17 protein-coding genes are annotated in these 22,355 nt (G+C 68.3%); 4 read left to right on the top strand and 13 right to left on the bottom strand.

Annotation, left to right across the window (positions count from 1 at the left end):
* The first annotated feature begins 264 nt into the window (after positions 1-264).
* The 4 genes from Y958_RS30265 to Y958_RS30250 all read left to right on the top strand — a co-directional run bounded on the left by Y958_RS30265 (position 265) and on the right by Y958_RS30250 (position 2,606).
* Positions 265-672: an Hsp20 family protein gene (locus Y958_RS30265; RefSeq protein ID WP_425600701.1), complete on the top strand. Its 408-nt coding sequence runs from the start codon at positions 265-267 to the stop codon at positions 670-672.
* Between the two features lie 141 nt (positions 673-813).
* On the top strand, positions 814-1,308 hold the full coding sequence (locus Y958_RS30260) for a hypothetical protein (protein WP_088875608.1): 495 nt from the start codon (positions 814-816) through the stop codon (positions 1,306-1,308).
* A gap of 15 nt (positions 1,309-1,323) precedes the next feature.
* Entirely contained in the window at positions 1,324-2,226 is a 903-nt protein-coding gene (locus Y958_RS30255) for a DnaJ C-terminal domain-containing protein (protein ID WP_088875607.1), read from the top strand.
* Positions 2,227-2,342: 116 nt separating this feature from the next.
* Entirely contained in the window at positions 2,343-2,606 is a 264-nt protein-coding gene (locus Y958_RS30250; RefSeq protein ID WP_088875606.1) for an usg protein, read from the top strand.
* A gap of 21 nt (positions 2,607-2,627) precedes the next feature.
* On the opposite strand, the gene Y958_RS30245 is transcribed toward Y958_RS30250, so the two are convergent.
* The 13 genes from Y958_RS30245 to Y958_RS30185 form a co-directional block, all read right to left on the bottom strand.
* Entirely contained in the window at positions 2,628-3,368 is a 741-nt protein-coding gene (locus tag Y958_RS30245; RefSeq protein WP_186291636.1) for a DsbA family protein, read from the bottom strand.
* Positions 3,369-3,396: 28 nt separating this feature from the next.
* Positions 3,397-3,963: a type II secretion system protein gene (locus tag Y958_RS30240; protein WP_186291635.1), complete on the bottom strand. Its 567-nt coding sequence runs from the start codon at positions 3,961-3,963 to the stop codon at positions 3,397-3,399.
* On the bottom strand, positions 3,963-4,355 hold the full coding sequence (locus tag Y958_RS30235; RefSeq protein ID WP_211098816.1) for a type II secretion system protein: 393 nt from the start codon (positions 4,353-4,355) through the stop codon (positions 3,963-3,965). Before Y958_RS30235 ends, Y958_RS30240 begins: the two co-directional genes overlap by 1 nt.
* A gap of 5 nt (positions 4,356-4,360) precedes the next feature.
* Positions 4,361-4,846 (bottom strand): type II secretion system protein, encoded by a 486-nt coding sequence (locus tag Y958_RS30230; RefSeq protein ID WP_088875603.1) that lies wholly within the window; start codon positions 4,844-4,846, stop codon positions 4,361-4,363.
* On the bottom strand, positions 4,843-7,314 hold the full coding sequence (locus Y958_RS30225; protein WP_244909713.1) for a cohesin domain-containing protein: 2,472 nt from the start codon (positions 7,312-7,314) through the stop codon (positions 4,843-4,845). Before Y958_RS30225 ends, Y958_RS30230 begins: the two co-directional genes overlap by 4 nt.
* Positions 7,314-7,844, bottom strand: coding sequence for a hypothetical protein (locus Y958_RS30220; protein ID WP_088875602.1), 531 nt, complete (start codon positions 7,842-7,844; stop codon positions 7,314-7,316). The genes Y958_RS30225 and Y958_RS30220 overlap by 1 nt, the downstream gene beginning before the upstream one ends.
* Positions 7,841-8,461, bottom strand: a complete 621-nt coding sequence (locus tag Y958_RS30215; RefSeq protein WP_088875601.1) for a hypothetical protein — start codon at positions 8,459-8,461, stop codon at positions 7,841-7,843. The genes Y958_RS30220 and Y958_RS30215 overlap by 4 nt, the downstream gene beginning before the upstream one ends.
* Positions 8,458-9,024, bottom strand: a complete 567-nt coding sequence (locus tag Y958_RS30210) for a hypothetical protein (RefSeq protein WP_088875600.1) — start codon at positions 9,022-9,024, stop codon at positions 8,458-8,460. The genes Y958_RS30215 and Y958_RS30210 overlap by 4 nt, the downstream gene beginning before the upstream one ends.
* On the bottom strand, positions 9,021-9,860 hold the full coding sequence (locus tag Y958_RS30205; protein WP_088875599.1) for a hypothetical protein: 840 nt from the start codon (positions 9,858-9,860) through the stop codon (positions 9,021-9,023). The genes Y958_RS30210 and Y958_RS30205 overlap by 4 nt, the downstream gene beginning before the upstream one ends.
* The gene (locus Y958_RS30200) at positions 9,853-11,541 is read right to left on the bottom strand and encodes a GspE/PulE family protein (RefSeq protein WP_088875598.1); all 1,689 of its coding nucleotides are present in this window, start codon (positions 11,539-11,541) and stop codon (positions 9,853-9,855) included. Before Y958_RS30200 ends, Y958_RS30205 begins: the two co-directional genes overlap by 8 nt.
* Positions 11,538-12,737, bottom strand: coding sequence for a type II secretion system F family protein (locus Y958_RS30195; RefSeq protein WP_088875597.1), 1,200 nt, complete (start codon positions 12,735-12,737; stop codon positions 11,538-11,540). Before Y958_RS30195 ends, Y958_RS30200 begins: the two co-directional genes overlap by 4 nt.
* A 24-nt stretch (positions 12,738-12,761) precedes the next feature.
* Positions 12,762-13,190 (bottom strand): type II secretion system major pseudopilin GspG, encoded by a 429-nt coding sequence (gene gspG, locus Y958_RS30190; protein ID WP_088875596.1) that lies wholly within the window; start codon positions 13,188-13,190, stop codon positions 12,762-12,764.
* A 97-nt stretch (positions 13,191-13,287) separates the two neighbouring features.
* The gene (locus Y958_RS30185; protein ID WP_211098815.1) at positions 13,288-21,810 is read right to left on the bottom strand and encodes a discoidin domain-containing protein; all 8,523 of its coding nucleotides are present in this window, start codon (positions 21,808-21,810) and stop codon (positions 13,288-13,290) included.
* Between the last annotated feature and the right edge of the window lie 545 nt (positions 21,811-22,355).

Genomic DNA, 22,355 nt, shown 5'->3' with positions numbered 1-22,355 from the left:
GGCGGCGACTGCCGCCGTGGTTATTGTCGTTCTATAATAAAATTGTCTGTCGATTTGCCTATATCAAAATCAATATTGATATATTGCCAATATTTTCTATATTCACAGGCAGTCGGATGCCGCTTGCGGATCCGGCCCGAACCGGCTCCCGGGTGGGTCCCGGGGCCGCTCGTACCTCGTTGCTCAATGGAGGACATGGCTATGAGCGCTTTTGATTTTTCGCCCCTGTTTCGGTCCGGCGTTGGATTTGACCGTTTGGCGTCTGTGCTGGAACATCTGTCCACCACCAGTCCGGCGGACAGCTATCCCCCGTACGACATCCTGAAGACCGATGAGAACGCCTATCGCATCGTTGTCGCCCTCGCGGGCTGGTCCGCCGACGAACTGGCCCTGACCGCCCATCCCAACCTGCTCATCGTCCAGGGCCGCAAAGCTGCTGAGGAAAAGGCGCAGTATCTGCACCATGGCCTGTCGGCCCGGTCGTTCGAGCGCCGTTTCGAGCTGGCCGATTTCGTTTTCGTTGATCGCGCCTCGCTGGAAAACGGCCTGCTGACCATCGATCTGAAGCGCGAGTTGCCGGAGGCCATGAAGCCACGGCGCATCGAAATCCTGTCCGGTGGCGCCAATCCGCGCCTGGAAGAGCATCAAGCCGGCGAAAAGCAAGCCGCCTGAGGCCGAAGATGAAGGGAGCCGCCGCCGGCCGTCGTGCCGGCGGCGTGTCACCGGCCCGTTGTCAGCACTTCACCTTGACGTTGCCGGTGCCGCGAAGGGCCGGCTGTTTGAACCGGTATCGCTCGTGAGGAGGGTATCGCCATGTTTCCAGTTGTCACCACCCTGGTCCGCTCCGCCATCGCGTTGGCGGCTGATGGCGCCGACCGCGCGGCGGCGGCAGGCGCCTGCCTGTCGGCCCTGCGCCTGTTGCGCCAACTCGTCGTGCAAGCGGACGGTGAGGTGTCGGCCGCCACGCTGATCGATGGCAGCGTTGGCGCCTGTCTGCTGCAGCACAAGCTGGCCGTTTTGAAGGAGGTGGGCGAGGTGCCGCCGGCAATCTCCTTGCCGGGCCCCAGCTTGCCGGGAACACGGGAATACGCCTTGGCCAGCGACCTGGTCGACAACCTGGTGATGGTTCATCAGCAGATGCCGGGCAACCAAGCCCTGGTGCAGGCCTGCGCCGAAGTGCTGTCCGCCCTGGTGGGCCAGATGGATGGCCTGCCGGACTCGGGCGCGCTGCTTGACCTCCTGCGTGACGGCGCCGCCGACACGGGCGATGGGGCGGGCGTGTCCATCCGTACGCTTCCCCTTCATTGAGCGCCTGCACGATAGATGCGCAGTCCCTATGACATCCTGGGCGTATCGCGTACCGCCTCGGCCGAGGAAATCCGGCGGGCGTACCGCAAGCTCGCCAAGACCCATCACCCCGACCTGAACCAGAACCACCCAGAGGCTGAACGCAAATTCAGGGAGGTCACCGCCGCCTACGACCTGTTGTCGGATGCCGCCAAGCGCGCCCGCTTCGACCGCGGTGAAGTCGATGCCGATGGTAATGAGCGGCCACAGGCCTATTCCCGGCGTCACCATGCCGGCGCGTCCGGCAGCGGCTTCCAGTTCACGTCTAACGTTGGCGGGATGGGTGGCTTTGAGGGCATCATCGCCGACATGTTCGGCGGCGGTTCCCGGACCGGCGCAGGGCCGCGCAAAGGCCAGGACATATCGGTCAGCGTCACCGTGGATTTCGTTGAGGCGGCGAAAGGTGGACGCCATCGTGTGACCCTGCCCGACGGGACGCGGCTGGACGTCGACCTACCGCCAGGGCTCGAAGACGGGGGCAAGGTCCGGCTGCGTGGCCGGGGTGCCCCGGGCACCGCTGGCGGACCTCCTGGCGACGCGCTGGTCACCGTTTCGGTCCGGCCCCACCCGTGGTTCAGGCGCGAGCGGGACGATGTCCACCTGGACCTGCCCGTCACGCTGCACGAGGCCGTTTTCGGCGCCAAGGTGCGGGTACCGACCATAGACGGCTCCGTCCTGATGACCATCCCCAAGGGGGCCAATGACGGCACCCGGCTGCGATTGAGGGGACGCGGCATATCCTCAACCGGCGGCCGGGGCGACCAATACGTGACCGTGCGCCTGGCCTTGCCGCCGTTACCGGACCCGGCGCTGGAATCCTTCCTGCGGAACTGGCGGCCCGCCGAGTACAACCCCCGCAAGCCCATGGAGGGGGATTGATGGCAGCAGCCACTACCGTCGGCTGCTAACTATCTGGAGAGATTAGATAAATATTGACGCGCGGCACTCCGTTGATGCCAGAATTCCATCCTCCGCACCCTGGTTGGAAGGACGTCATGACGGACTTGGAAAAGCAACTTTTGGGCTGGCGCCTGACCACGGCTGAGATCCTCTATCGCATGCCGGACCATCCCGGCTTGCTGCAAGCCTATCTATGGCAGGAACTGGACCAGGCGCCCCGTTTCCCGCAACTCCGCCAGTTCCTCGATTTCTGGGAGGCTCGGCTGGACGGCCGCATCCATCGGGTGACGGTGGTTTCGGCGGCCCTGGTCCGGCCTGCGGAAATCCGCCACGGGCAGGACGCGGGCTGGCTGCACTGACGGCCCGTCGCGCTGTTCCGGTCAGGGCCCCTTAGCGGCCCGCGCGGCGGCGATGGTCTTGACCAGGGCGTCGGGCGTCATGGCGCCGGAATGCACGGTGTCGCCGATGACCAGGCCGGGCGTGCCCCGGATGCCGATGGTTTGGGCCAGGGCGCGGGTGCGCTGCAGCCGGACGACGATGTCCGCCGACTGGCTGTCGCGCTCCAGCCGGGCGGTGTCCAGGCCGACGCCGGCGGCGATCTCCTTCACGCGCGCCTCGGTCAGCTGGTGTTCCGGCGTCTTGTCCGCCATCAGGGCGGCGTGCAGCGTCAGATACTTCCCCTGCTGCTGGGCCGCAAGGGCATAGCGCGCCGCGATTTCCGAGCCGGGGCCCAGGACGGCCAGTTCCTTCAGCACCACGCGCACGCCGGGATCGGTCTTCACCACCGTCTCCAGCGTGGGCGCCATCATCTTGCAGTAGGGGCATTCGTCGTCGAAGAACTCCACGACGGTGACGTCGCCCTTGGGGTTGCCCAGGATCGCGTCGCCGGCGTCGGCCATCAGGGCGTCGTGGTTGGCGGCCACGACCGCGCGGGTCTGCGCCTCCCGCTCCGCCGCCTGCTTGGCCGTCAGGGCCTGCTGCATTTCCGTCAGCACCTCGGGGTGGTTGATGAGGTAGGCGTGGATGCGGGCGTCGAAATCATCCGCCGGTCTGGCGGCCTGGGTGGCGGTGCTGGACAGCAGCAGGCAGGACGTGAGGAGGGCGAGGAGGATGGTGCGCACGGATTGATCCTGGAATGGCCGGTGGAAATCAGCGGGGCGTGGAAGCGCCCGGGCTGGGTGGCGGGGACGCGCCCGGGCCCAGGGGAATGGGTCGCGAGGGCAGCTGGGAATTACGGGCCGGCGCCTGGGTGAAGATCCAGTCGGCATAGCTGTCGCGGTTGCGGAAGTCCTGGTAGGCCGCTGGGAAATTGTCCTGCTTGATGGGATGCCCCGGTGCCCGGCTGTAGATCCCGATGATGCCGGCACCGTCCGGGCTCATGACCAGGCCCCAGGGCTGGCCGCCGCCCAAGGGGTCGGGCGGCACCCTCCGCAGGTAACGGCGCACACCGGGATAGCGCGGGTCGCGCACCAGATCCTGCAATGTGCGGGGGGAGCGGGGCAGGCCGGCGGGGGTGCTGTCGGCATAGCTGCGCAAGGCGGTGCGGAAGTCCGATCCGATATCGAGCAGGCTTTCCTCGGCCTGGCGCCGTTGCATCAGGGCGCCGGCCTGCAGGCTGGCTGCGGCCACCACCCCGATGATGGCCAGGATGATCAGCAGGCCGAGGTAGGTGAAGCCCGCTTCATCGGGACGGATGGCGTCACGGCGGTCCCGCATCACATGTCCCCGAAGGCCTTGCCGTCATGGCTGGGGCCCGGCGCCCCGCTTTTGATGTCGTAGACGTTGCCGGTGAACTGCTCTTCCGGCGGGACGATGATCCAGGCGCTGTCGCTGTCGGCCACCGGATCGAAAGGCAGGGCGCGCAGGTAATGCTTCTGCACCAGCTCGTCCAAGGCCTCGGGATAGCGGCCGGTGTCGCCGTAGAACTTGTCGATGGCGTCGCGGGTGACGCGCAGGTTTTCCGCCAGCACCCGCTCCTTTGATGTGTCGATGGCGTGGTAGTAGCGGGGCAAGGCCAGGCTCAGCAGCATGCCGATGATGGCCATGACCACCAGCAACTCCACCAGGGTGAAGCCGGCGGTCCGTTTCTTCGCCGCGCGTCGCGCCATGGTCCTCACCATTTGTTGTAGGGGACGCCGTTCAGGCCGACGCGGGGGCTGGCGGCGTAGACGTCATAGACATCGTCGCCCTCCTGCGGGTCGTCGGGTTCGCTGGCATAGCTGCGCTTGGCCCAGGTGGCGGCATCGGCCAAGTCGGGGTCGCTGGCCAGCGGGTTGCGCGGCACCCGGCGCAGGAAATAGATCTTGTGCTTCTCCGGATCCTTCTGGTCCTCCACCCCCGTCACCAGCACGTCCAGGTCGGGGGGATAGCCGGTGGTCCCGGCTTCCTTGGCGATACGGCCGTCGTCACTGGCGCGGTGATAGGCGTCGATGGCGGCGCGGATATCGCGCAGGGCGCGGCGCAGCTCCGTCTCCTGTGTTCGCTGGGTCGCCACCTGGGCCACCGGCAGGACCAGCGTGGCCAGCAGGCCGACGATGGCCAGGGTGACCAGCAGCTCCACCAGCGTGAACCCCGCCTCTGAGGTGCGTTGCGCCGTCATTTGGCGGCGATCTGCACGGTGTAGGGGCTGGGCGACAGCAGGGTGACGGGCACCCCGTCCACCCCGATGGGGGAGGCGGAGGCCACCTGCACATTGGCCGGCCCGGCGGCCAGCGCCTTGAAGGTCACCGTGGCCAGGACGCCCTGGCTGGTGACGTCGGCGCCCCCGGTGCTACTGTCGGCGATGATGACCTGGCCGTTGCCCAGGCGGCTGGAAAAGCTGGTGGTGGCGCCACTCTGCTTCAGGAACGGCCCCTCCGCGATGTTGGTGACCTGCAGCTTGGCGGCATCGAAGCCCAGAGTAACGGGGAAGCTGGTAACCCCCTGCGTCGCCTGGGCCAGCAGGCTCACCGTGACGGTGCCGCCCACCGCCGCCTGGTTGGTGCCTTGCAGCTGCAGCTGGGCGGTGCCGGCCCCGGGCACGGCGCCCACCGCCCCTTCCTCCGCCCCGCCGACGGTGCCGCCCACGCCATTCTGGCTGAGGCCGAGGCCCAGGTCGTTCACCGCCCCCGTGCCGCCGCCGGTGGTGGACGACGACCCGGTGCCGCTGGTGGCGTTGGGGGCGGCCGGTGGCATGGGCGATACCGGTGCCACGGTGGTGGTGACGGTGGAACTGGTGGAGACGCTGCCGCCGCCGGAACCGGGCAGGGCGGTGTGCATGCTGGTTTCCGTGCCGGCGTTGAACATGGCGTCATTCACGTCCGGCCGCTGCAGGTTGCGCACCAGGTGCGGGGTGATGGACAGGACGATTTCCGTCTTCTGGTCGTCGTCCGTCGTGGCGCCGAACAGGCGGCCCAGCACGGGCACGTCGCCCAGGCCCGGCAGCTTGTTGCCCGAGGTGCGCTCCTGGCTGTCGATCAGGCCGGCCAGCACGTCGGTTTCCCCGTTCTTCAGGCGCAGCGCGGTGCTGGCCGTGCGGGTGCCGATCTCGTAGGCGCTGGTGCCGGTCTGCGTCGTCACCTGGCGGATGATGCTGCTGACCTCCAGCGTCAGTTTTATGCCGACGTTGTCGTCCAGGTAGATCGTGGGCTCCACATTCAGGGTCAGGCCCACGTCGATGTAGTTCACCGACTGCGACAGGAATCCGGTCGAGGTGGCGGTGGAGGTGATGTTGGGCAGCCGTTGCCCGATCAGGATCTTGGCCTTCTCATGGTTGCGCACGCGAATGCGCGGGTTGGTCAGCAGCCGCGCGTCGGAGTCCTGCAGGTTGGCGTTGGCCGTGGCGCTGCCCACGCTGACGCCGATGTTGCGCGTGGTCTGGTGCGTCAGGTCATAGAGCGACACGGCGGAACTGGTGCTCGCACTGCCGCTGCTGCCGGCCGACGAACCGCTGGAGGAGCTGTCGCCGCCCGTCGTCAGGCTGCCCAGGGGGGAGGGCTGGAAACTGGCGGAGGCCGGCCATTGGATGCCGAAGTTCTGCAGCTTGCTGCGCTGGATCTCCAGCACCTCTACATCCAGCATGACCTCGGGATCCGGCACGTCCTCCACCGCCACCAGCTTTTCCGCCATGCGGATGGCCTCGGGCGTGTCGCGCGCGATGACCATGTTCAGCTTTTCGTCCACCGCGATGTCGCGCACCTTAATGATGGTCTTCAGGGTGTTGGCGATGGTCTTGGCCTCGGCGTTGGCCAGGTAGAAGGTGCGGACGCTCAGCTCCTGATAGTCTTTCTGCTTGGCCTGGGTGTTGGGGTAGATCAGGACTGTGTTGCCGTCCAGCACCTGCTGTTCAAGCTGGTTAGTCAGCAGCACCAGGCGCACCGCCGCCTCGATGGTGCTGTTCTTCAGGAAGATGGACGTGCGCTGGTCCGTCTTCACATCCTTGTCGAACAGGAAGTTCAGGCCCGAGGTGTGGGCGATCACCTCGAACACCTGCTTCAGGCTGACGTCCTTGAACTCGATGGTGATGGGCTTGCGGTAGACCTGGGCCAGCCGCGCCTGGGGCGTGCTGGCCGCCAGGCGGGTGTCGATGGCGTGCTTCAGCGCCAGGGCGCGCGGGTCGGCCGGCGCCTCCGTCAGCACGCGGGCCAGTTTCTGGCTGGCGGCGTCCACCTGGCCGCGTGACAGCAGGGCGTCGGCCTCGTTCATCCAGCCGGCCTGCCGGGCCCGGGCCTCTAGCGCCGCCAGGCCGTCCTGCGCACGCTCGTAATTGGCGTTCAGGCCCAGGGCGTGGCGGTACAGGGCCCGCGCCTCGTCATACGAGCCGGCGGCCGCCAGTTTGTCCGCCCGCTCCACATCCGTGGTCAGGGCCCGTTCCCGCGTCTGCAGATAGGCGGTGCGCACCTGCACATCGCGCGGGTCCTGGCGATAGGCCTCCTGCAGCTTGGCCAGGCCGTCGTCCATCTTGCCTTCGGCCACCAGGCTCACGCCGTCCTGATAGGCGGAATGGCCCGCGCAGGCCGTCAGCGCCACGCTGAGCAGCAGGGAAACCCCCTTGCGCGCGGCGGACCGCCACCCCCTCACAACCCCCATCACTCTTCCCCGCCGATCGTCATCGTCTGCTGTTGCTTGGTTGGTAGGTAGGTCATCGTCAGCACCGGCGGCCGGATCTGGTTGACCGCGTATTTCTGGTCGATGACCGTGCCCTCGCGCACGAAGTAGGTCTGCTCCCCGATGGCCAGGTAGACCTCCCACGCCGCGTTCTCATACTTCTTGCCCAGGTAGGTGAAGGGCAGCCCCGGCGTGGCCGACGGCACCGCCATGGGTCCCTGGGCGCCCGCCCCCGCCGGCGCCCGGTCCAGGCTTTGCGCAGCGAACAGCGTGGACTCCGGCCGCTCCTCATCGCGCGGCCCCATCAGATCCTCGCGCGGCAGCAGGGCCAGGATGACGGCCGCGTGCTTGCGCTTGGCGGGGGAGGCGGCCGCCTTGGGTGCCGCCGCGGGCTGCGGGCGCGGCGCCGGCTCCACCGTCTCGCCGCCGCCGTTGGGCGTGCGGTCGCCGAAGATGGCGAGGCCTGCGGACGCGGCCAGGGCCGCCAGCATCAGGGCCTGACGCAGCTTCATCGCGCACCCCCGTCCACCGCCTTGCCCGGCGTGTAGTCCGCCGGACCGTCGAGGTACAGCCCCAGGCGCAATCGCGCCTCCACCGTCGCGTCGCCGATGGCGGCCCGCTTGACGCTGATCTCCTCCAAGGCGGCGTAGGGCAGGGACAGCAGCACCTGCCGGCAGAAGGCGCGGATGGCGGCGTAGCTGCCCGTCACCGGCATCTGCATGGTGTAGACGTGGTAGAGGCCGGCCTTGTCATAGCTCAGCTTGTAGTCCGCCTGGGCGATGGTCAGGCCCTGGCGGTCGGCCTCATCCAGGACGACGGCCACGTCCTGGTCGATATAGCGCACATCGCCCAACGCGTCGTAGAAGGCCTGCAGGTTGCGTTGCGCCGGCGGCAGGGGGGCGGCAGCTGGCTGGGGCTGCCGCGCGGCCCGGGCCGCCCGCGCCGTCACCCGTCCCAGGTCGGCCTGACGGGTGTCCACCCGCGCCTGGAGGGCGGGCAGGCCGATGAGGAAGGCGGCGGCGCCCGCGATGAACAAGGCTCCGGCCAGCAGGCTAGTCCAGCCGATGCGGCCTAGCGCCAGCCGGGTGCGCAACAGCAGGGTGGGGGCGGAGGCCGACAGGAGGCTCATGGCGTGCCCCCAGTGAGATCCCCGGCGGCAATCCCCGCTTCAATCTGGAAGCGTAGGGGGCGTCGCGCCTGGCTTTCCTCCATTCGGTGCTTCACCAGCACGGCGCCGGCCAGCAGGGGCTGCTGCTTCAGCTGCTTCACATAGGCCAGCATGGCCTCGCCGTCCGGCGCCTCGGCCTCGATGCGCACCAGGCCGCGCCGCACGTCGGGTTCCAGCGCCAGCAGGGCGACGGTCTTGGGCGTGCCCGCCTCCACCGCGTCCAGCACGGTGCGCCAGGGCAGGTTCAGCTGGCGCACGGCGGCGTTCACCGCCGTGGCCTGCGCTTCGGGGATGGGGATGTCGGCCACGGGGGCCCGGCCGCGCGCGCGCGCCGCCAGGTCGCCTTCGGCTTGGGCGACGGCCCGGTCCAGGGCCGACAGGCGGTCCAGCCGGTCCCGCGCCTCCAGTGCCGCCGCGAGGCACAGGCCCAGGCCGACGATGCCCAGCAGCTTGGCGGCGGCGGGGGTTTCCTGCTTCAGCCGGGTGTAGCCTTGGGGGGCGAAATTGATGCTCTGCCGTTTCATCCCGCGCGCTGCCCCCAACCGAAGAGATAGGAGAACGCCTGGGCGGCCGTGGGCCGTGCCGCTGGTACCTGCCAGCTGAGCGTGGGTGTGCCCGCGGTGGGGGCGGCCAGTCCGGCGGGAGGGCGTCCTATCAGCTTGACGGCCACCGGGTCCGCCAGGCCATGGCGCAGCGCCACGGTGCGGAGCTGATCGCGCAGCCAGCGGGCGTCCACCCCCGGCGGCAGGGCCAGGCGATGCACCGCCATCAGGCCGGTGGCACCCCTGCCGGGCGGAACGTCCACACAGCCCAGGGTGATGCCCCTCTCCTGCGCGACGCCCAGCCAAGCGCCATCCAGCCGCCGGTGTTCGGCATTCCAGGCGGTGACGAAGCGCGGGGTGACGGCGGTCAGCGCCAACCGGTGCGTTCGGGCCAGGTCCAGCAGGGCGGCGTGCAGCGCCTGCGGCATGGCGCAGGCCAGGAAGGGTTGGTCCACCGCCGCGTCGAAGGTCAGGCGCCACGCGGCGATATCCTCGCCGTAGAGGCGCTGGAAGCGCAGTGCCGCCACGGCGCGGATGTCACCCAGGCCGCGCGCATTGCCCGGCGGGGCCACCATGAACAGCCGCACCAGATCGTCGCCCAGCGTGACCGACAGCGGCAGGCCGGCAAGACGGCCCGCCGCCAGGGTGGGGGCCAGCGCGTCCGGATGAAAGGTGCCGGCCAACGGCAGCTCCACCAGGGAAACGGGGCCCCCCCAAGCCGTGCGCCGCAGGGCCAGCGACAGGCTGGCGCGGGTCAGCGTCAGCTCCAACCGGCCGCCCAGGAAATGGGTGAGGGAGGGGAGGGTGGGCTTACGCATGCTGGGTCACCCGCTTGACCTCGGCCAGGGTGGTGCCGCCCTCCCGCGCCAAGGCCATGGCCACGTCGCGCAGGCTGCGGGTGCCATTGCGGTAAGCCGTGTCCTTGATCAGGCGGATGGGGCTTTTCTCCACCACCATCTCGCGCAGCTCATCCGTCAGGGTCAGGATCTCGGCGATGGCGCGGCGGCCCTTGTAGCCGGTGCCCCGGCAATCGCCACAGCCCAGGCCGCGGCGGAAGCGGAAGCCGGCGATGGCCTCCCCCGTCAGGCCCAGACGCTGCAACTCCCCGTCCTCCGGCGCGTAGTCGGCGGCGCAATGGGGGCAGTTCACCCGGATCAGGCGCTGGGCCCAGATGCCATTGAGGGCGGAGACGAAGGCATAGGGGTCGATGCCCATGTGGGTGAAGCGGCCGAAGACGTCGAACACGCTGTTGGCGTGCACGGTGGTCAGCACCAGATGGCCCGTCAGGGCCGACTGCACCGCGATCTCCGCCGTTTCCCGGTCGCGGATCTCGCCCACCATGATCTTGTCGGGGTCGTGCCGCAGGATGCTGCGCAAACCCTTGGCGAAGGTCAGGCCTTTGCGCTCGTTCACCGGGATCTGGAGGATGCCCGACAACTGGTATTCCACCGGATCCTCAATGGTGATGATCTTGTCGCGCCCGTTGTGGATTTCCGTCAGCGCGGCGTACAGCGTCGTGGTCTTGCCCGAGCCGGTGGGCCCGGTGACCAGCAGCATGCCGTGCGGTTCCTCCGCCAGCTCCCGCAGGATGGCCAGCGAGGCGGCGTCGAAGCCCAGCGTTTCCAGGCTCAGCGCGCCGTAGGCCGCCATCATGGCGCGCTTGTCCAGGATGCGGATGACGGCGTCCTCGCCATGGATGCTGGGCATGATGGAGACGCGCAGGTCGATCTCCCGGCCCGCCGCCTCCACCCGGAAGCTGCCGTCCTGCGGCACGCGGCGTTCGGCGATGTCCAGTTCGGCCAGCACCTTCAGGCGGCTGATGACCTGCTCCGACGTTTCGGTGCCATTGATCGCCGTGCCCCGGTCCAGCACGCCGTCGACGCGATACTTGATGGCCAGGCCGGTGGCCGTGCTTTCCATGTGGATGTCCGACGCGCCCGCCTTCAGCGCGTCGTAGAGGGTGGAGTTGACCAGTTTCACCGCCGGGCTGGCGGCCTCGCTGACGCTGGCGAAGGACAGGATGGCGGCGGTGCGGCCGTCGCGGCGGTCGCCGTCGGCGGCCTGGACCACGCTATCCATGGCGCGCACGGACTCTTCCAGCTTGGACAGATAGGCGTGGATGTCGGCCTGCAGGGCCAGCGCCACGCCCATCTCAGCCCCCGCCTGGGTTTCCAGCCAGGTCAGCAGGTCGGCGTCGAAGGGGTCGGTGACAGCGGCCAGCAGTCCCCCGCCCTCGGCGCGCAGCAGGGCGCAGTGGCGCTGCATGGCGCGGGGCAGGGGCAGCAGGTCCAGGGCCGGCGTCAGGACCAGCATGGCCGCCGTCTCCAGCACGGGCAGGTCCAGCACCCGGCCCAGGCGGTGCAGGCGCTGGCGCGGTTCCCCGCCAGCCAGGGCGTCGAACTCCGCCAAGGTGCCGCGCCGGCTGGTCAGGGCGGCCCGCCGCGCCTGGCGCAGCAGGGCCTCGTCATCCAATGCTGGGAAGAGGGCGTCTTGGCTCATTGCAGGCTGTCCGCCAGGTCGAAGATGGGCATGTAGAGCAGCACGACGATGGCGCCGACGATGATGCCGATAGCGGCCATGAGCAGCGGTTCGAAGATGCGGGTGAAGCGGTCGATCCAACGCCCGATCTCCCCGTCGTAGAACTCGGCGGAGCGGGTAAGCATGGCGCCCAGCTCGCCCGAGCGTTCCCCCACGCGCAGCATGCGCAGCGAGATGGGCGTGGCCAGGCCCTGGGCCTCGAAGGCATCTGACAGGGGGGTGCCGGCCTGCACGGCGTCGCTGGCCAGCCGCAGGCGGGCGGCCACGTCGGCCGACATCATGCCCTGGATGGAGGCCATGGCCGCGACCACGGTGATGCCGCCCTCCAGCAGCATGCCCATGGTGAGATAGAGGCGCGACAACTCATAAATCCGCACCCGCGCCGCCATGCCGGGAATGACGGCCAGCAGCCGGCCCACGCCGCCGCGCCGGACGACGTGCCGGACACCGAAGGCGAGCAGGGCGGCCAGGGCGACGATGCCCGCCGCCAGCGATGCGGAATGCGCCCCGGCGAAGCGGCCCCAATCCATCAGCATGCGCGACAGGAAGGGCAGGGAACGGCCGGTGCCCTGGTAGATCTGGGCGAAGCTGGGAACGACGTAGCCCACCAGGAAGAAGGACACGGCCCCGCCTACCAGGGCCAGGATGCAGGGATAGATCGCGGCGCTGACCACCTTGCCGCGCACGCCATCCACCCTCTGGCGATAGTCGAGATAGCGGGCGAGCGAGCGGGGCAGGTCGCTGGTTCCCTCCGCCGCGCGGACGATGCCCACATAGAGTGGCGGAAAGTGCGCCGGCTGTTCCGCCAGCACGACCGACAGGCGCTTGCCGTCACGCAGGCCGGCCAGCAGGCGCTGCAGGATGGCGCGTGCGGTCTCGTTCGCCTCCTTCTCCAGCAGCGCCTCCAACCCCTCGACGATGGACAGGCCGGCGCGCAGCAGGGCCAACAGCTCCTGGCTAAACAGCACCAAGGACCACTGACGGGCGGTGGCCCCCCCAAGGGCCGTGGGTACGCGCAGGCCCTTGGCCGGCCGCACCTCGGCCACGGCCAGGCCGCGCATCGCTGCCTGGCGGCGCGCGTCGTCCTCATCCTGGGCGTCCAGGACCAGCTGGGTCATCAGGTGATCGGGCGACAGCGCCCGGACCTCATACCGCATTCGAAATGATCCCCGCCTGGCCGCCTACTCGTTGCTGATGTCGGCGTCGGGGCCGCTGCCGCCCGGCTGGCCGTCGCGTCCGTAGGAGGTGATGGCGAACTCGCCCTTCTCCCCGGGGGAGCGATAAAGGTAGGGGTGGCCCCAGGGATCCGGGATCACGTCCTTGCGCAGGTAGGGGCCGTTCCATTTGTCGCCGTCGGTGGCCGGGCGGGTCATCAGGGCGGCCAGCCCTTCCTCCGTCGTGGGGAAGCGGCCCACGTCCAGGCGGAAATTATCCACGGCTTTGGCATAGGCCTCGATCTGCGCCTTGGCCGTCGTCACCTCGGACTTCGATACCTGAGAGAAGTATTTGGGGCCCACGTACGAGGCCAGCAGGCCGATGATCAGCACCACGACCAGCAATTCCAGCAGGGTAAAGCCCCGCTCGCTAGCCCTGTTCTCAAATCCCCTCATTTCCCTATCCCCAAAAGATTACTGGCCCTGAAATGCGAAGAAGCGGCGACGCCCTTTCAGGCGCCGCCGTTCTTTCAGTTGCTTGACGTCGCCGCCATCACCAGCCGATGCCGAACACCGCGTGCTCCGGCGTGTCGGTGGTGATGGTGGAGCTCTGGTCCGACACGTCGTCGTAGGCGAAGCCGTAGGCCAGGCCGCCGACGCTGTGGTCGTGCCAGAACTTGGCGTAGAAGTTGGCCGGCGCCGCGCTGTACCAGACGGACGGCGTGGCCCAGGCCCCGGCGTTGTCCATGATGTGGCGGTTGAAGGCCGCGCACAGCTGGGCTTCCAGCGCCAGCTCGGTGTCGTTGCCGGTGTGCAGGGCGCCAGCCCCGCGCAGCACGTCCTGCGTCGTCGGCTTGTTCACGATGTAGCTGCCGCCGACATAGGCGCCGTTCTTCAGGTCGACCTCGCTGAACACCATCTGGCCGCCTTGCACCTGGCCCCCCTGGACCTGACCGACAAAGCGGCGGGCGCCGCCCCACATGTCGATGGTCAGGGTGTTGGTGGCGTAGAACGCCCAGATCTGGTCGACGTAGCCGTCGAAGTAGGTGGCGTTGGCCTGGCCCACGTCGAAGGTGCCGTTGTAGGGCGCCATGATGCGGTAGGGCGACAGCGGGGCGGAATGGAAGGCCGCCGGCGTCTCCGCGATATAGGCGTCGTACAGCGCGGCACGGCTCTGGTTGATGCCGGTCTGCTTGTGGAAGGTGTTGTTGGCGCCGTAGACGTCCACCAGCAGCGGCAGGCCGAACTGGTCCACCTGGGTGGTGTTGATCCACAGGCCGGACGCGTTGTAGGTGAACTCGTACCAGTCGTAATAGACGTTGATGTTGGGGTCCGTGCCGTTCAGCGGATTGGGTCCCGCGTAACCGACCTGGTTGTTCGCATCCATCAGGATCTTGATGTACAGCGGCTCACCCAGGGCGATGAACACGCGCCCGCTGTCCATCTTGGGCAGCTTCAGCTGTTTGGCCTGGGCCAGGGTGAAGAAGTAGTTGCTGTAGTTCTGGCCGTTCTTGGTCAGGTGGCCGGCGCCGTCATTGTCGGCTGCGCTGGCGGCCGTCAGGGTGCCGTCCGGCTTCAGCCAGGCGAACTGCCCCGTGGCCGGGTCGCGGCCGATGACGGCCACGTACACCTGGTCGTCGCTGTAGGTGCCGTGGGTGTTGTTCTGCAGGTCGACACCGACGAAGCCGGGGAAGACCGTGTAGGGCAGGCCGCTGGCGTTGACCGTCAGGATGGCTGGGGTGCTGGTGACCTTGGTTCCCTGCGGGCCCGTCACGACGACGGTGTACTGGGCGTTGTTGTCGGCGCTGGTGGTGGCCGGCGTGCTGTAGCTGGCGCTGGTGGCACCAGCGATGTCGGTCCCGTTGCGCTGCCACTGGTAGGTGAAGGGACCGGTGCCGCTGACGGTGACCGAGAAGCTGGCGCTCTGGCCCAGGCGCACGGTCTGGTTTTGCGGCTGGCTGGTGATGGCGGGCGCCTGGTCCGTCTGGTTGTTGAACACCTGGAAGCTGAACAGGCTGTAGCCGTAGGGGCTGGACCGCTGCGTGCCCAGCAGGCGGACGTAGCGGGCGGTCACGGAGGTGAAGCTCAGATCCTCCACCCCGCCCTTGCCGGCGGCCTGGGTGTAGACGGTGGTCCAGTCCTTGTCGTCGGTGCCGCCCACGTTGGACACCTGGATCAGGTAGGCGATGCCGTGCGCGTTCTCCCAGTTCAGGACCACGCGGTTGAAGGTCTGGGGGGATCCCAGGTCGATGGCGATCCACGACGGATCGACGAAGGCGGAAGACCAGCGGGTGTTGGGGTTGCCGTCCACCGCGTTGCCGGCGGGATAGCCGTCATTCTCCGTGCCGCTGGCCGTGGCGGCCTTGCCGGCCGCCAGGTCGACGCCGGCCGAGGCCGGACCGAAGGTGACGGCGAGGCTGTGCGGCCCCAGGACGTTGGCGAAGGTGTAGCCGGCCTGGGGGCCGATGTCCTGCCCGTCCACCGCCACCTTGGTGACGACGAAGCCGTCGGCCGCGGTGAAGGTGTAGTGCGGGTCGGCCCCCTGCAGCACCTGGGTGGCGCCGGCCGGGGTGATGGCGCCGTTGTCGCCCGCCGTCGCCGTGACGGTGAAGCGGGGCGTGCTGGCGGTGTTGTACACCTCGAACTCGAACAGGCTGTAACCGTAGCCGGAAGAGCGCTTCACCCCCTGCAGGCGGACGTAGCGGGCGTTCACGGTGGCGAAGGACAGATCCTCGTCCCCGCCCTTGCCGTTGGTCTGGGTGAAGGCGGTGTCCCAGGTCTTGCCGTCGGTGGAGGTCTGGATCAGGTAGCCCACGCCGTAGGCGTTCTCCCAGCGCAGGACCACCCGGTTGACCGCCCGCACCGCGCCCAGGTCGGCCTGCAGCCAGGCCTGGTCGTCGAAGTTGGAGGAGAAGCGCGAGTTGGCGCTGCCGTCGGCGGCGTTGCCGGCGGGGTAGCCGTCATTCTCCGTGCCGCTGGCCGTCATGGTGACGCCCAGGGCCAGGTTGGCGTTGGTGGAGACCGGCGGCGTGCCGCCAGTGCCCGTGTTGCCGTTACCGGTGTCGCCCGTGCCCGACCCTGTCCCCGTTTGGGGTGGGGCAGTCACCGTCACCGTGGCGCTGGCGCTGGCGACGGTGCCGGCCACGTTGCCGACGACGACGCTGACGGTGGTGCCACTGTCGGCGGTGGTCAGGCTCTCGGTGGTGAACAGGGGGGAGTCGGTGGTCGCCGCCAGCGTGCCGTTCACGTACCACTGGTAGGTGAAGGGGGCGGTGCCGGTGGCGGCCACGGTGAACTGCGCGGTCTGGCCGGCCGTCACCGTGACGTTGGCGGGCTGGGCCGTCAGCGCCGGCGGGGTCGGCATGTCGTACACCTGGAAGGACCAGAGGCTGTAGCCATAGGGGCCGGACCGCTGGGTCAGTTTCAGGCGCACATACTGGGCGGTCACCTCGGTGAAGGTGATGTCCTCGATCCCGCCCTTGCCGTTGGTTTCGGGATGGACCGTGGTCCAGTTCTGGTCATCGGCGCCGCCCACGTTGGACACCTGGACCTGGTAGCCCACGGCGTAGGCATTCTCCCAGCTCAGCACCACGCGGTTGAAGGCCTTGGGCGCGCCCAGGTCCACCTGCAGCCAGGCGGTGGGCCCGACGGCGGACGACCAGCGGGTGTTGGGGTCGCCGTCGACCGCGTTGCCGGCGGGGTAGCCCGCGTTCTCCAACTCGCTGGAGGTCGCGGGCTGGTGCAAGGCCAGGTCCACCGCCGCCGAGGAGACGCTGAACGTGGCGGCCACGGTGTGGGTGGCCTGGATGTTGGTGAAGGTGTAGCTGGCCACCTGGCCCACGCTCTGGCCGTCCGCCGTCACGCCGGTGGCGGCGAAGCCGTTGGCCGGCTGGAAGGTGAAGGTCTGTGTGGCGCCGGCCAGGACCGACACCGTGCCGGGCAGGATGGTGCCGTTGGCCCCGGCCGTGGCGGTCAGGGCGTACTGCGGCGTGGTGGCGGTGTTGTAGACCTCGAACTCGAACAGGCTGTAGCCGTACTGGCTGGAGCGCTTGGTGCCGCTCATCCGCACGAACTGCGCCTGGGTGGCGTCGAAGCGGATGTCGTCGACCCCGCCCTTGCCCTGGGTTTCGGTGTGCACCGTCTTCCAGGACTTGTTGTCCGTCGACACCTCGATCAGATAGCCGACGCCGTAGGCGGCTTCCCAGCGCAGGACCACGCGGTCCACGGTCTGGACGGCACCGAGATCGACCGTGATCGATTCCGTGTCGCTGAAGCCGGACGACCAGCGGGAGTTGAGATCACCGTCCACCGCGGCCGACGCCGGATAGCCGTCGCCCTGGTCGCTGGTGGCCGTGGCCTTCTTTCCGGCGGCCAGATCCGACGCCGGGGACTTGGTGGGCGGCGCCAGCGGATCGGCGTTGCCGCCGCCGTTATTGCCCCCGCCATTGTTGCCACCACCACCGGTGTTGCCGCCGGTGTTGCCGTTGCCGCCATTACCGGTGTTGCCGTTACCGTCGCCGGCGGTGCCGTTCAGGGTAAGGGTGGCCACAGCACTGGAGGCACTGCCGCCGCCGTTGCTGACGATGACGTTGAAGGACGCGCCGTCATCGGTCGCCTGCAGGGGGGCCGTGGTGAAGGTGGGAACGGTGGTGATGCCGATGGGGGCGCCGTTCTCCAGCCACTGGTAGCTGAAGGGGCCGGGGCCGCCGACGCCGACGGTGAAGGTGGCGGTGCCGCCCAGCGGCGCCGTCTGGTTGGCGGGCTGCGCCGTGATGGTGGGGGCGGCCAGCGGCTTGCCCACCACGCACAGGGCCCAGCCCGGCGAATTGTCGGTGATCTGCGAGGACGACTGGCCGGCCGAGGAGACGAAGTAGGACCGGTCAGTCTCACCCGCCACGTCGGTTTCCGTCCAGGTGGTCCAGGGGTTGGGGAAGGCGCAGGCCGAGTAGTTGTTGCCGGCGATGGTCAGCGCCTCGTCCTGGGTGGGGACGCGCATGCCCACGGAGGCGCAGTACTGCTCGGCCACCGGCCGGGTGAACTGGGCGCCCGCCTGGGTGAAGGTCGTCACGTACTGCTGCCAGGTCAGGCCGCTGACGTTGTCGACCACGGTGGGCACGAAAGGCCCGTTGGGGATGCCGGCGATGGGCGAGACGTAGGTGCCCGACCTGGCCGGCTGCAGGGTGTAGCGCTCCGTCGCCGTGCCGCATTGCGGCACGTCGTAGACCTGGAACTCGAACAGGCTGTAGCCGTAGTCCGTGGCGCGCTTGTTGCCCAGCATGCGCACGAAGCGGGCGGTGGTGCTGGGGAAGGCCAGGGTTTCCGTACCGCCGTGGCCGACGGCCATGCTGCCGTCCGCGGGGTACACGGTGGTCCAGGTCTTGTTGTCGCCCTCGTCATTGGAAACCTGGATTTGGTATTCCGTGGCGTAGGCGTTCTCCCACACCAGGACAACCTCGTCGAAAGTCTGGAGTGAGCCGAGGTCCACACCCACCCAGGACGGGTCGATCTGTGGGGCGGAGGACCAGCGGGTGGTGGCGTTGCCGTCGAAGGCGTACTTGGCGGTCAGGCCGCCGTTCTGCTCGCTGCTTTCCAGCGGCGTCTTGCCCTGGGCCAGGTTGGTGCCGTTGCTGCCGCTGACCGACAGGGTGGCGGCGGGCTTGGAGGTGATGGTGCCCGCCACGTTGGTGACGGTGACCGTGTAGGCGCCGGCGTCGCCCGTCTGCACCGACGGGATGACGAAGTTGGCGGCGTCGGGGCCGACGGCCACGCCGTCATGCGTCCACTGGTAATGCAGCGGCGCCGTGCCTGAGGCCAGGACTGACAGCACCACCGTCTGGTTCACCGGCACCGCCTGGCTGGCGGGCGGGGTCAGGATGGTGGGCGGGGTGGCGGCCCCCACGGTCAGGACGGCGGCGTCGGAGGTGACGCTGCCCGCCGTGTTGGTGATCACCACGGTGTAGCTGGCGCCGTTGTCGTCCAGCGTCAGCACGGGCGTGTTGTAGATCGCCCCCGTGGCGCCGGTGATGGCGGTCTTGTTCTTGAACCACTGGTACTTCAGCACGGGCGAGCCGTTGGCCTGGACGCTGAAGCTGGCGTTCTGGCCGGCGATGACCGTCGCCCCCTTGGGCTGGGTCAGCACGGTGGGCACGGTGGGCGGCACCACGGTCAGCAAGGCCGCCGTGGAGGTGACGCTGGCGCCCGAAGCGTTGGCGACGATGACGCTGTAGGCGGCGCCGTTGTCGCCCAGGCTGGTGGCGGGGGTGGTGTAGCTGTAGCTGGTGGCGCCGGGGATGGCGACGCCGCCCCGCTGCCACTGGTAGCTCAGGGGCGCCGCCCCCGCGCTCAGCACCGTGAAGGTCGCCGTCTGGCCGACGGTGACGGTCTGGTCCTGCGGCGGGGTGACGATGGACAGCTGGCCGGCCGGCGTGGCCGGGACGGACAGGTTGCCGTTGGCGCCCAGGCTGGGCCCGGTGGTGGGCACGGTCTGGAAGCTGGCGGTACCGGCGCCCAGGCCGGGGGCCGCGGCGGTGACCGTCACGGTGCCGGGGGTGAACTGGGCGCGCACGGCGATGCGGGTGACACCTCCCTCGGCCGTCAGGTTGGGGTCGCCCGGGGCGTGATAGCCGTCGGGTTGGCTGTCGTTGACGTAATGGTCGGCGCCGCCGCGGTAGGTGCCGGGGCCGCTGACCGCGAAGGTCAGGGTGGGGGAAACGTTGGGGACGCGCACATTATTGGCGTCCACCACCTCCGCCGTGATGAAGGCGGCGTCGGTGCCGTTGGCCTGCACGGCGAAGGGCTGGCCGCTGGGGCGAACCAGTTCCGGGGTGACGGTCAGGCGGATGTGGTCCGGCGTGCCGGCGGTGACCTGGGTGTCCTGGATGGGGTTGCCGGCGGCGTCCAGCACCACGCGGGCGTTGGCGTCCAGACACTGGGCGGTCAGGGTGCCCGCGGCCCACATCACATCCCAATGCACCTGCGTGGGCAGGAGGGTGGTGTTCTGGGTCATGTCCGGGCTGACGTCGCTGGTCAGCGGGTTGGGCGTCATGTCGCCGCCCTGACGCTGGCCGTTCAGCAGCAGGCGCACGGACGGGCAGTTGGAGAAGGCGTTGACCCGCACCTGGCCCATGCGATTCCAGTGATAGGCCAGCTTCACGACCGGCCGGGTGTCGTACGGGGTCCAGGCGGCCTGGTAGATGTAGTAGAGCAGGCGGGGAATGCGGTTGGCGTCCATCATCGAGGCGCCGTTGCCGCGGATGCTTTCCGGGGTGTGGCCGCTGGCGGAACCGGTGGGCGAGCCGGGGCCGTCCACCTGGGTCACGATCTCACCCGGCGTGTCGGCCAGGTACCAGTGGGCCATGCCGAAGGACTTCATGGCCACGCTCTGCACCCACTGCTTCATGTACAGCGCGGCGAAGGGCAACTCGAAGTCATAGAGGTCGCGGCCGACGCCGTTGTCCCAGTATTCCGAGCCCCAGGCCGGAACGTTGGGGTTGTCGCGCTTCACGCCGATGTCGCAGCCGTCGCCCGAGCAGCCCAGGATGTCGCCGTTGGCGGCGTCGGGCGTGCGGTCGGACTGGGCGCGGGTCAGGACCGGGTCCCAGGTTTCCGACAGGGACTTCAGGGCGCGGGCGAAGCCGGTGTCCGTGACGCCGTTGTCCGCCTCCCACGCCAGCACGGACGGGTTGTTGCGGTCGTGCACGATCATGTCACGGTGCACCTCCTTCTTCATCTCGATGTCGAGGGTGGAGGCGGTGCAGTTGCCGACATAGGTGTCGCCCGGGCACAGGTGGGCGAAGCCGTTCTCACCATCGCCGCTGGGCTGGACCATCATCACGCCAAAGGCGTCGGCGGCGGCCAGGAACTCCGGTCCCTGGGCGGAATGGCCCGGGCGGTACAGGCTGCCGCCGGCGTTGGCCAGCAGGGCCACGTCGCGCCATTGCTGTTCCTCCGGCACGGCGGATCCCAGGGCGGGGTAGTCGTAGCGGCCCGAGGCGCCCCACAGGTAGTGGGCGTGGCCGTTGATGATGGGGAAGTTCTGGTCCCAGGCGATGGTGCGGATGCCCAGCGGCGTGGTGGTGGCGTCAACCACGACGCCGTCCACGCTGACGGTGTGCACCACCGTGTACATGTAGGGGCGGCCCCACTGGCTGTTGTTGGGGTACCAGAGGGTCGGGTGGTCCACCGTCAGCGTCTGGTCGAAGGTGGCGGGCGGCGGGGCCGTCTCGGGCGCGTTCTGCGCCGGGGTGGCCGGCAGCGGCGCCGAGGCCAGCGTCTTGGTGTCCTGGGCGGACGCCACCACATTGCCGGCCGCGTCCACGATCTGCGTGTTCAGCGTCACCGTCTGGGCGTTGGCGTACTCGTTGGCGACGTTGGTCTGCACCCGAACGGTGGCCGACGCGTCGCTGGCGCTGAGCGTGGAGACGTAGGTGCCCCAGGTGTTCAGCACGGCGTAGGTGTTGCGGGGGATGTGCACCCGGTCGGTTATGTACATCCACACCGGGCGGAACAGCCCGCTGTCGGCCTGGCCGAAGCGGAAGGCGCCGGAGAAGTTGGGGTTGGTGAAGAAGGTGTCGCCCCGGGCTACCTTGACCGCCAGGACGTTGTCGGCGCCGTCGAACTTCACATAGTCGGTGATGTCGACGATGAACGGCACGAAGCCAACGACGTGGGTGGCGTTGGGGTTCACCAGGCTGTTGCCCGGGATGAAATGCCCGTTGATGAAGACGCGGGCGCCCATGTGCGCGCCCTCGAACTCCACGAAGATCTTGCGGGTCTTGTAGGCGTTATCCAGCGAGAAGTGCTTGCGGTACCAGGTGATGTTGCCTGTCAGCTGACCCTGGCCGCCACCAGACTTCAGATTCAGGAAGGTGTCGTTGTCGCTGGGGGAATGGGGCACGCCGACCGAGGTCCATACCTCGTTCGGATTGGGGTTGCTGGGGGTGTCGTTGTAGGCGGGATCCATGGCGTTGGCCGGGTCGCTATCCTTCAGGAAGCGCCATGGCGTTTCGCCCAGGTTGATGGAGATGCGGTTGGACGGCGGCAATGCCGTGCCGTTATCCGCCCATGCGGCGGTCATTCCTAAAATACCGCTAATAATTAACCCGACAAACAAAACCCTCAGCGCCCCTAAGGACGCCAGCAAGGCACGAGCTGTCATTTTAAGCCCCCAACTTGCGAGAGACATGCCCCGTCTTCTCTTGCAGTAGCGCCGCCTGAGCGGGCGCGTTTCTTCGGGAGGCTGTATAAGTCAACACTGTCGAGTCAAAGAAGTGGTTAATTCCTAAAATGTTATCGATGTCGTACCCGAAGTTACTGCGCCATGTTCTGATTTCATATGGCCGCAATGGTTACAAAATTCGGCTCTAACTGTCCAAAAGGGGAAAGCGCTCGCTTACAACTTTGAACATGATGCAATGGTATACATTGTTACCTGGAACGCGAGGACGTGCTTCGGCCATGCGCAAGCCATCGAAAGGACGGGTGCGTCGTCTATCCGGATAGGTAACCGGTGACATCGAACCTGTACTTAAAAATTTGAAAGATTCAAAAGTGTGGCGCCGTTTCCGTGGCGTTAACGGCTCATTTCCAGCCGCCGTCACCGATTGGCTGTTGAAATCCCTG

Source organism: Nitrospirillum viridazoti CBAmc (assembly GCF_000730165.1).
In the GTDB taxonomy this organism is placed as follows: Bacteria; Pseudomonadota; Alphaproteobacteria; order Azospirillales; family Azospirillaceae; genus Nitrospirillum; species Nitrospirillum viridazoti.
Note: the sequence above shows the minus strand (reverse complement) of the source record. Positions and strands in the feature narration are given on the sequence as shown.

Coding starts and splice junctions, on each gene's coding strand:
- Y958_RS30260 (WP_088875608.1), top strand. CDS start 814: ATGTTTCCAGTTGTCACCACCCTGGTCCGCTCCGCCATCGCGTTGGCG.
- Y958_RS30255 (WP_088875607.1), top strand. CDS start 1,324: ATGCGCAGTCCCTATGACATCCTGGGCGTATCGCGTACCGCCTCGGCC.
- Y958_RS30250 (WP_088875606.1), top strand. CDS start 2,343: ATGACGGACTTGGAAAAGCAACTTTTGGGCTGGCGCCTGACCACGGCT.
- Y958_RS30240 (WP_186291635.1), bottom strand. CDS start 3,963: ATGCGGGACCGCCGTGACGCCATCCGTCCCGATGAAGCGGGCTTCACC.
- Y958_RS30235 (WP_211098816.1), bottom strand. CDS start 4,355: ATGGCGCGACGCGCGGCGAAGAAACGGACCGCCGGCTTCACCCTGGTG.
- Y958_RS30230 (WP_088875603.1), bottom strand. CDS start 4,846: ATGACGGCGCAACGCACCTCAGAGGCGGGGTTCACGCTGGTGGAGCTG.
- Y958_RS30225 (WP_244909713.1), bottom strand. CDS start 7,314: ATGGGGGTTGTGAGGGGGTGGCGGTCCGCCGCGCGCAAGGGGGTTTCC.
- Y958_RS30220 (WP_088875602.1), bottom strand. CDS start 7,844: ATGAAGCTGCGTCAGGCCCTGATGCTGGCGGCCCTGGCCGCGTCCGCA.
- Y958_RS30215 (WP_088875601.1), bottom strand. CDS start 8,461: ATGAGCCTCCTGTCGGCCTCCGCCCCCACCCTGCTGTTGCGCACCCGG.
- Y958_RS30210 (WP_088875600.1), bottom strand. CDS start 9,024: ATGAAACGGCAGAGCATCAATTTCGCCCCCCAAGGCTACACCCGGCTG.
- Y958_RS30205 (WP_088875599.1), bottom strand. CDS start 9,860: ATGCGTAAGCCCACCCTCCCCTCCCTCACCCATTTCCTGGGCGGCCGG.
- Y958_RS30200 (WP_088875598.1), bottom strand. CDS start 11,541: ATGAGCCAAGACGCCCTCTTCCCAGCATTGGATGACGAGGCCCTGCTG.
- Y958_RS30195 (WP_088875597.1), bottom strand. CDS start 12,737: ATGCGGTATGAGGTCCGGGCGCTGTCGCCCGATCACCTGATGACCCAG.
- gspG (WP_088875596.1), bottom strand. CDS start 13,190: ATGAGGGGATTTGAGAACAGGGCTAGCGAGCGGGGCTTTACCCTGCTG.
- Y958_RS30185 (WP_211098815.1), bottom strand. CDS start 21,810: ATGACCGCCGCATGGGCGGATAACGGCACGGCATTGCCGCCGTCCAAC.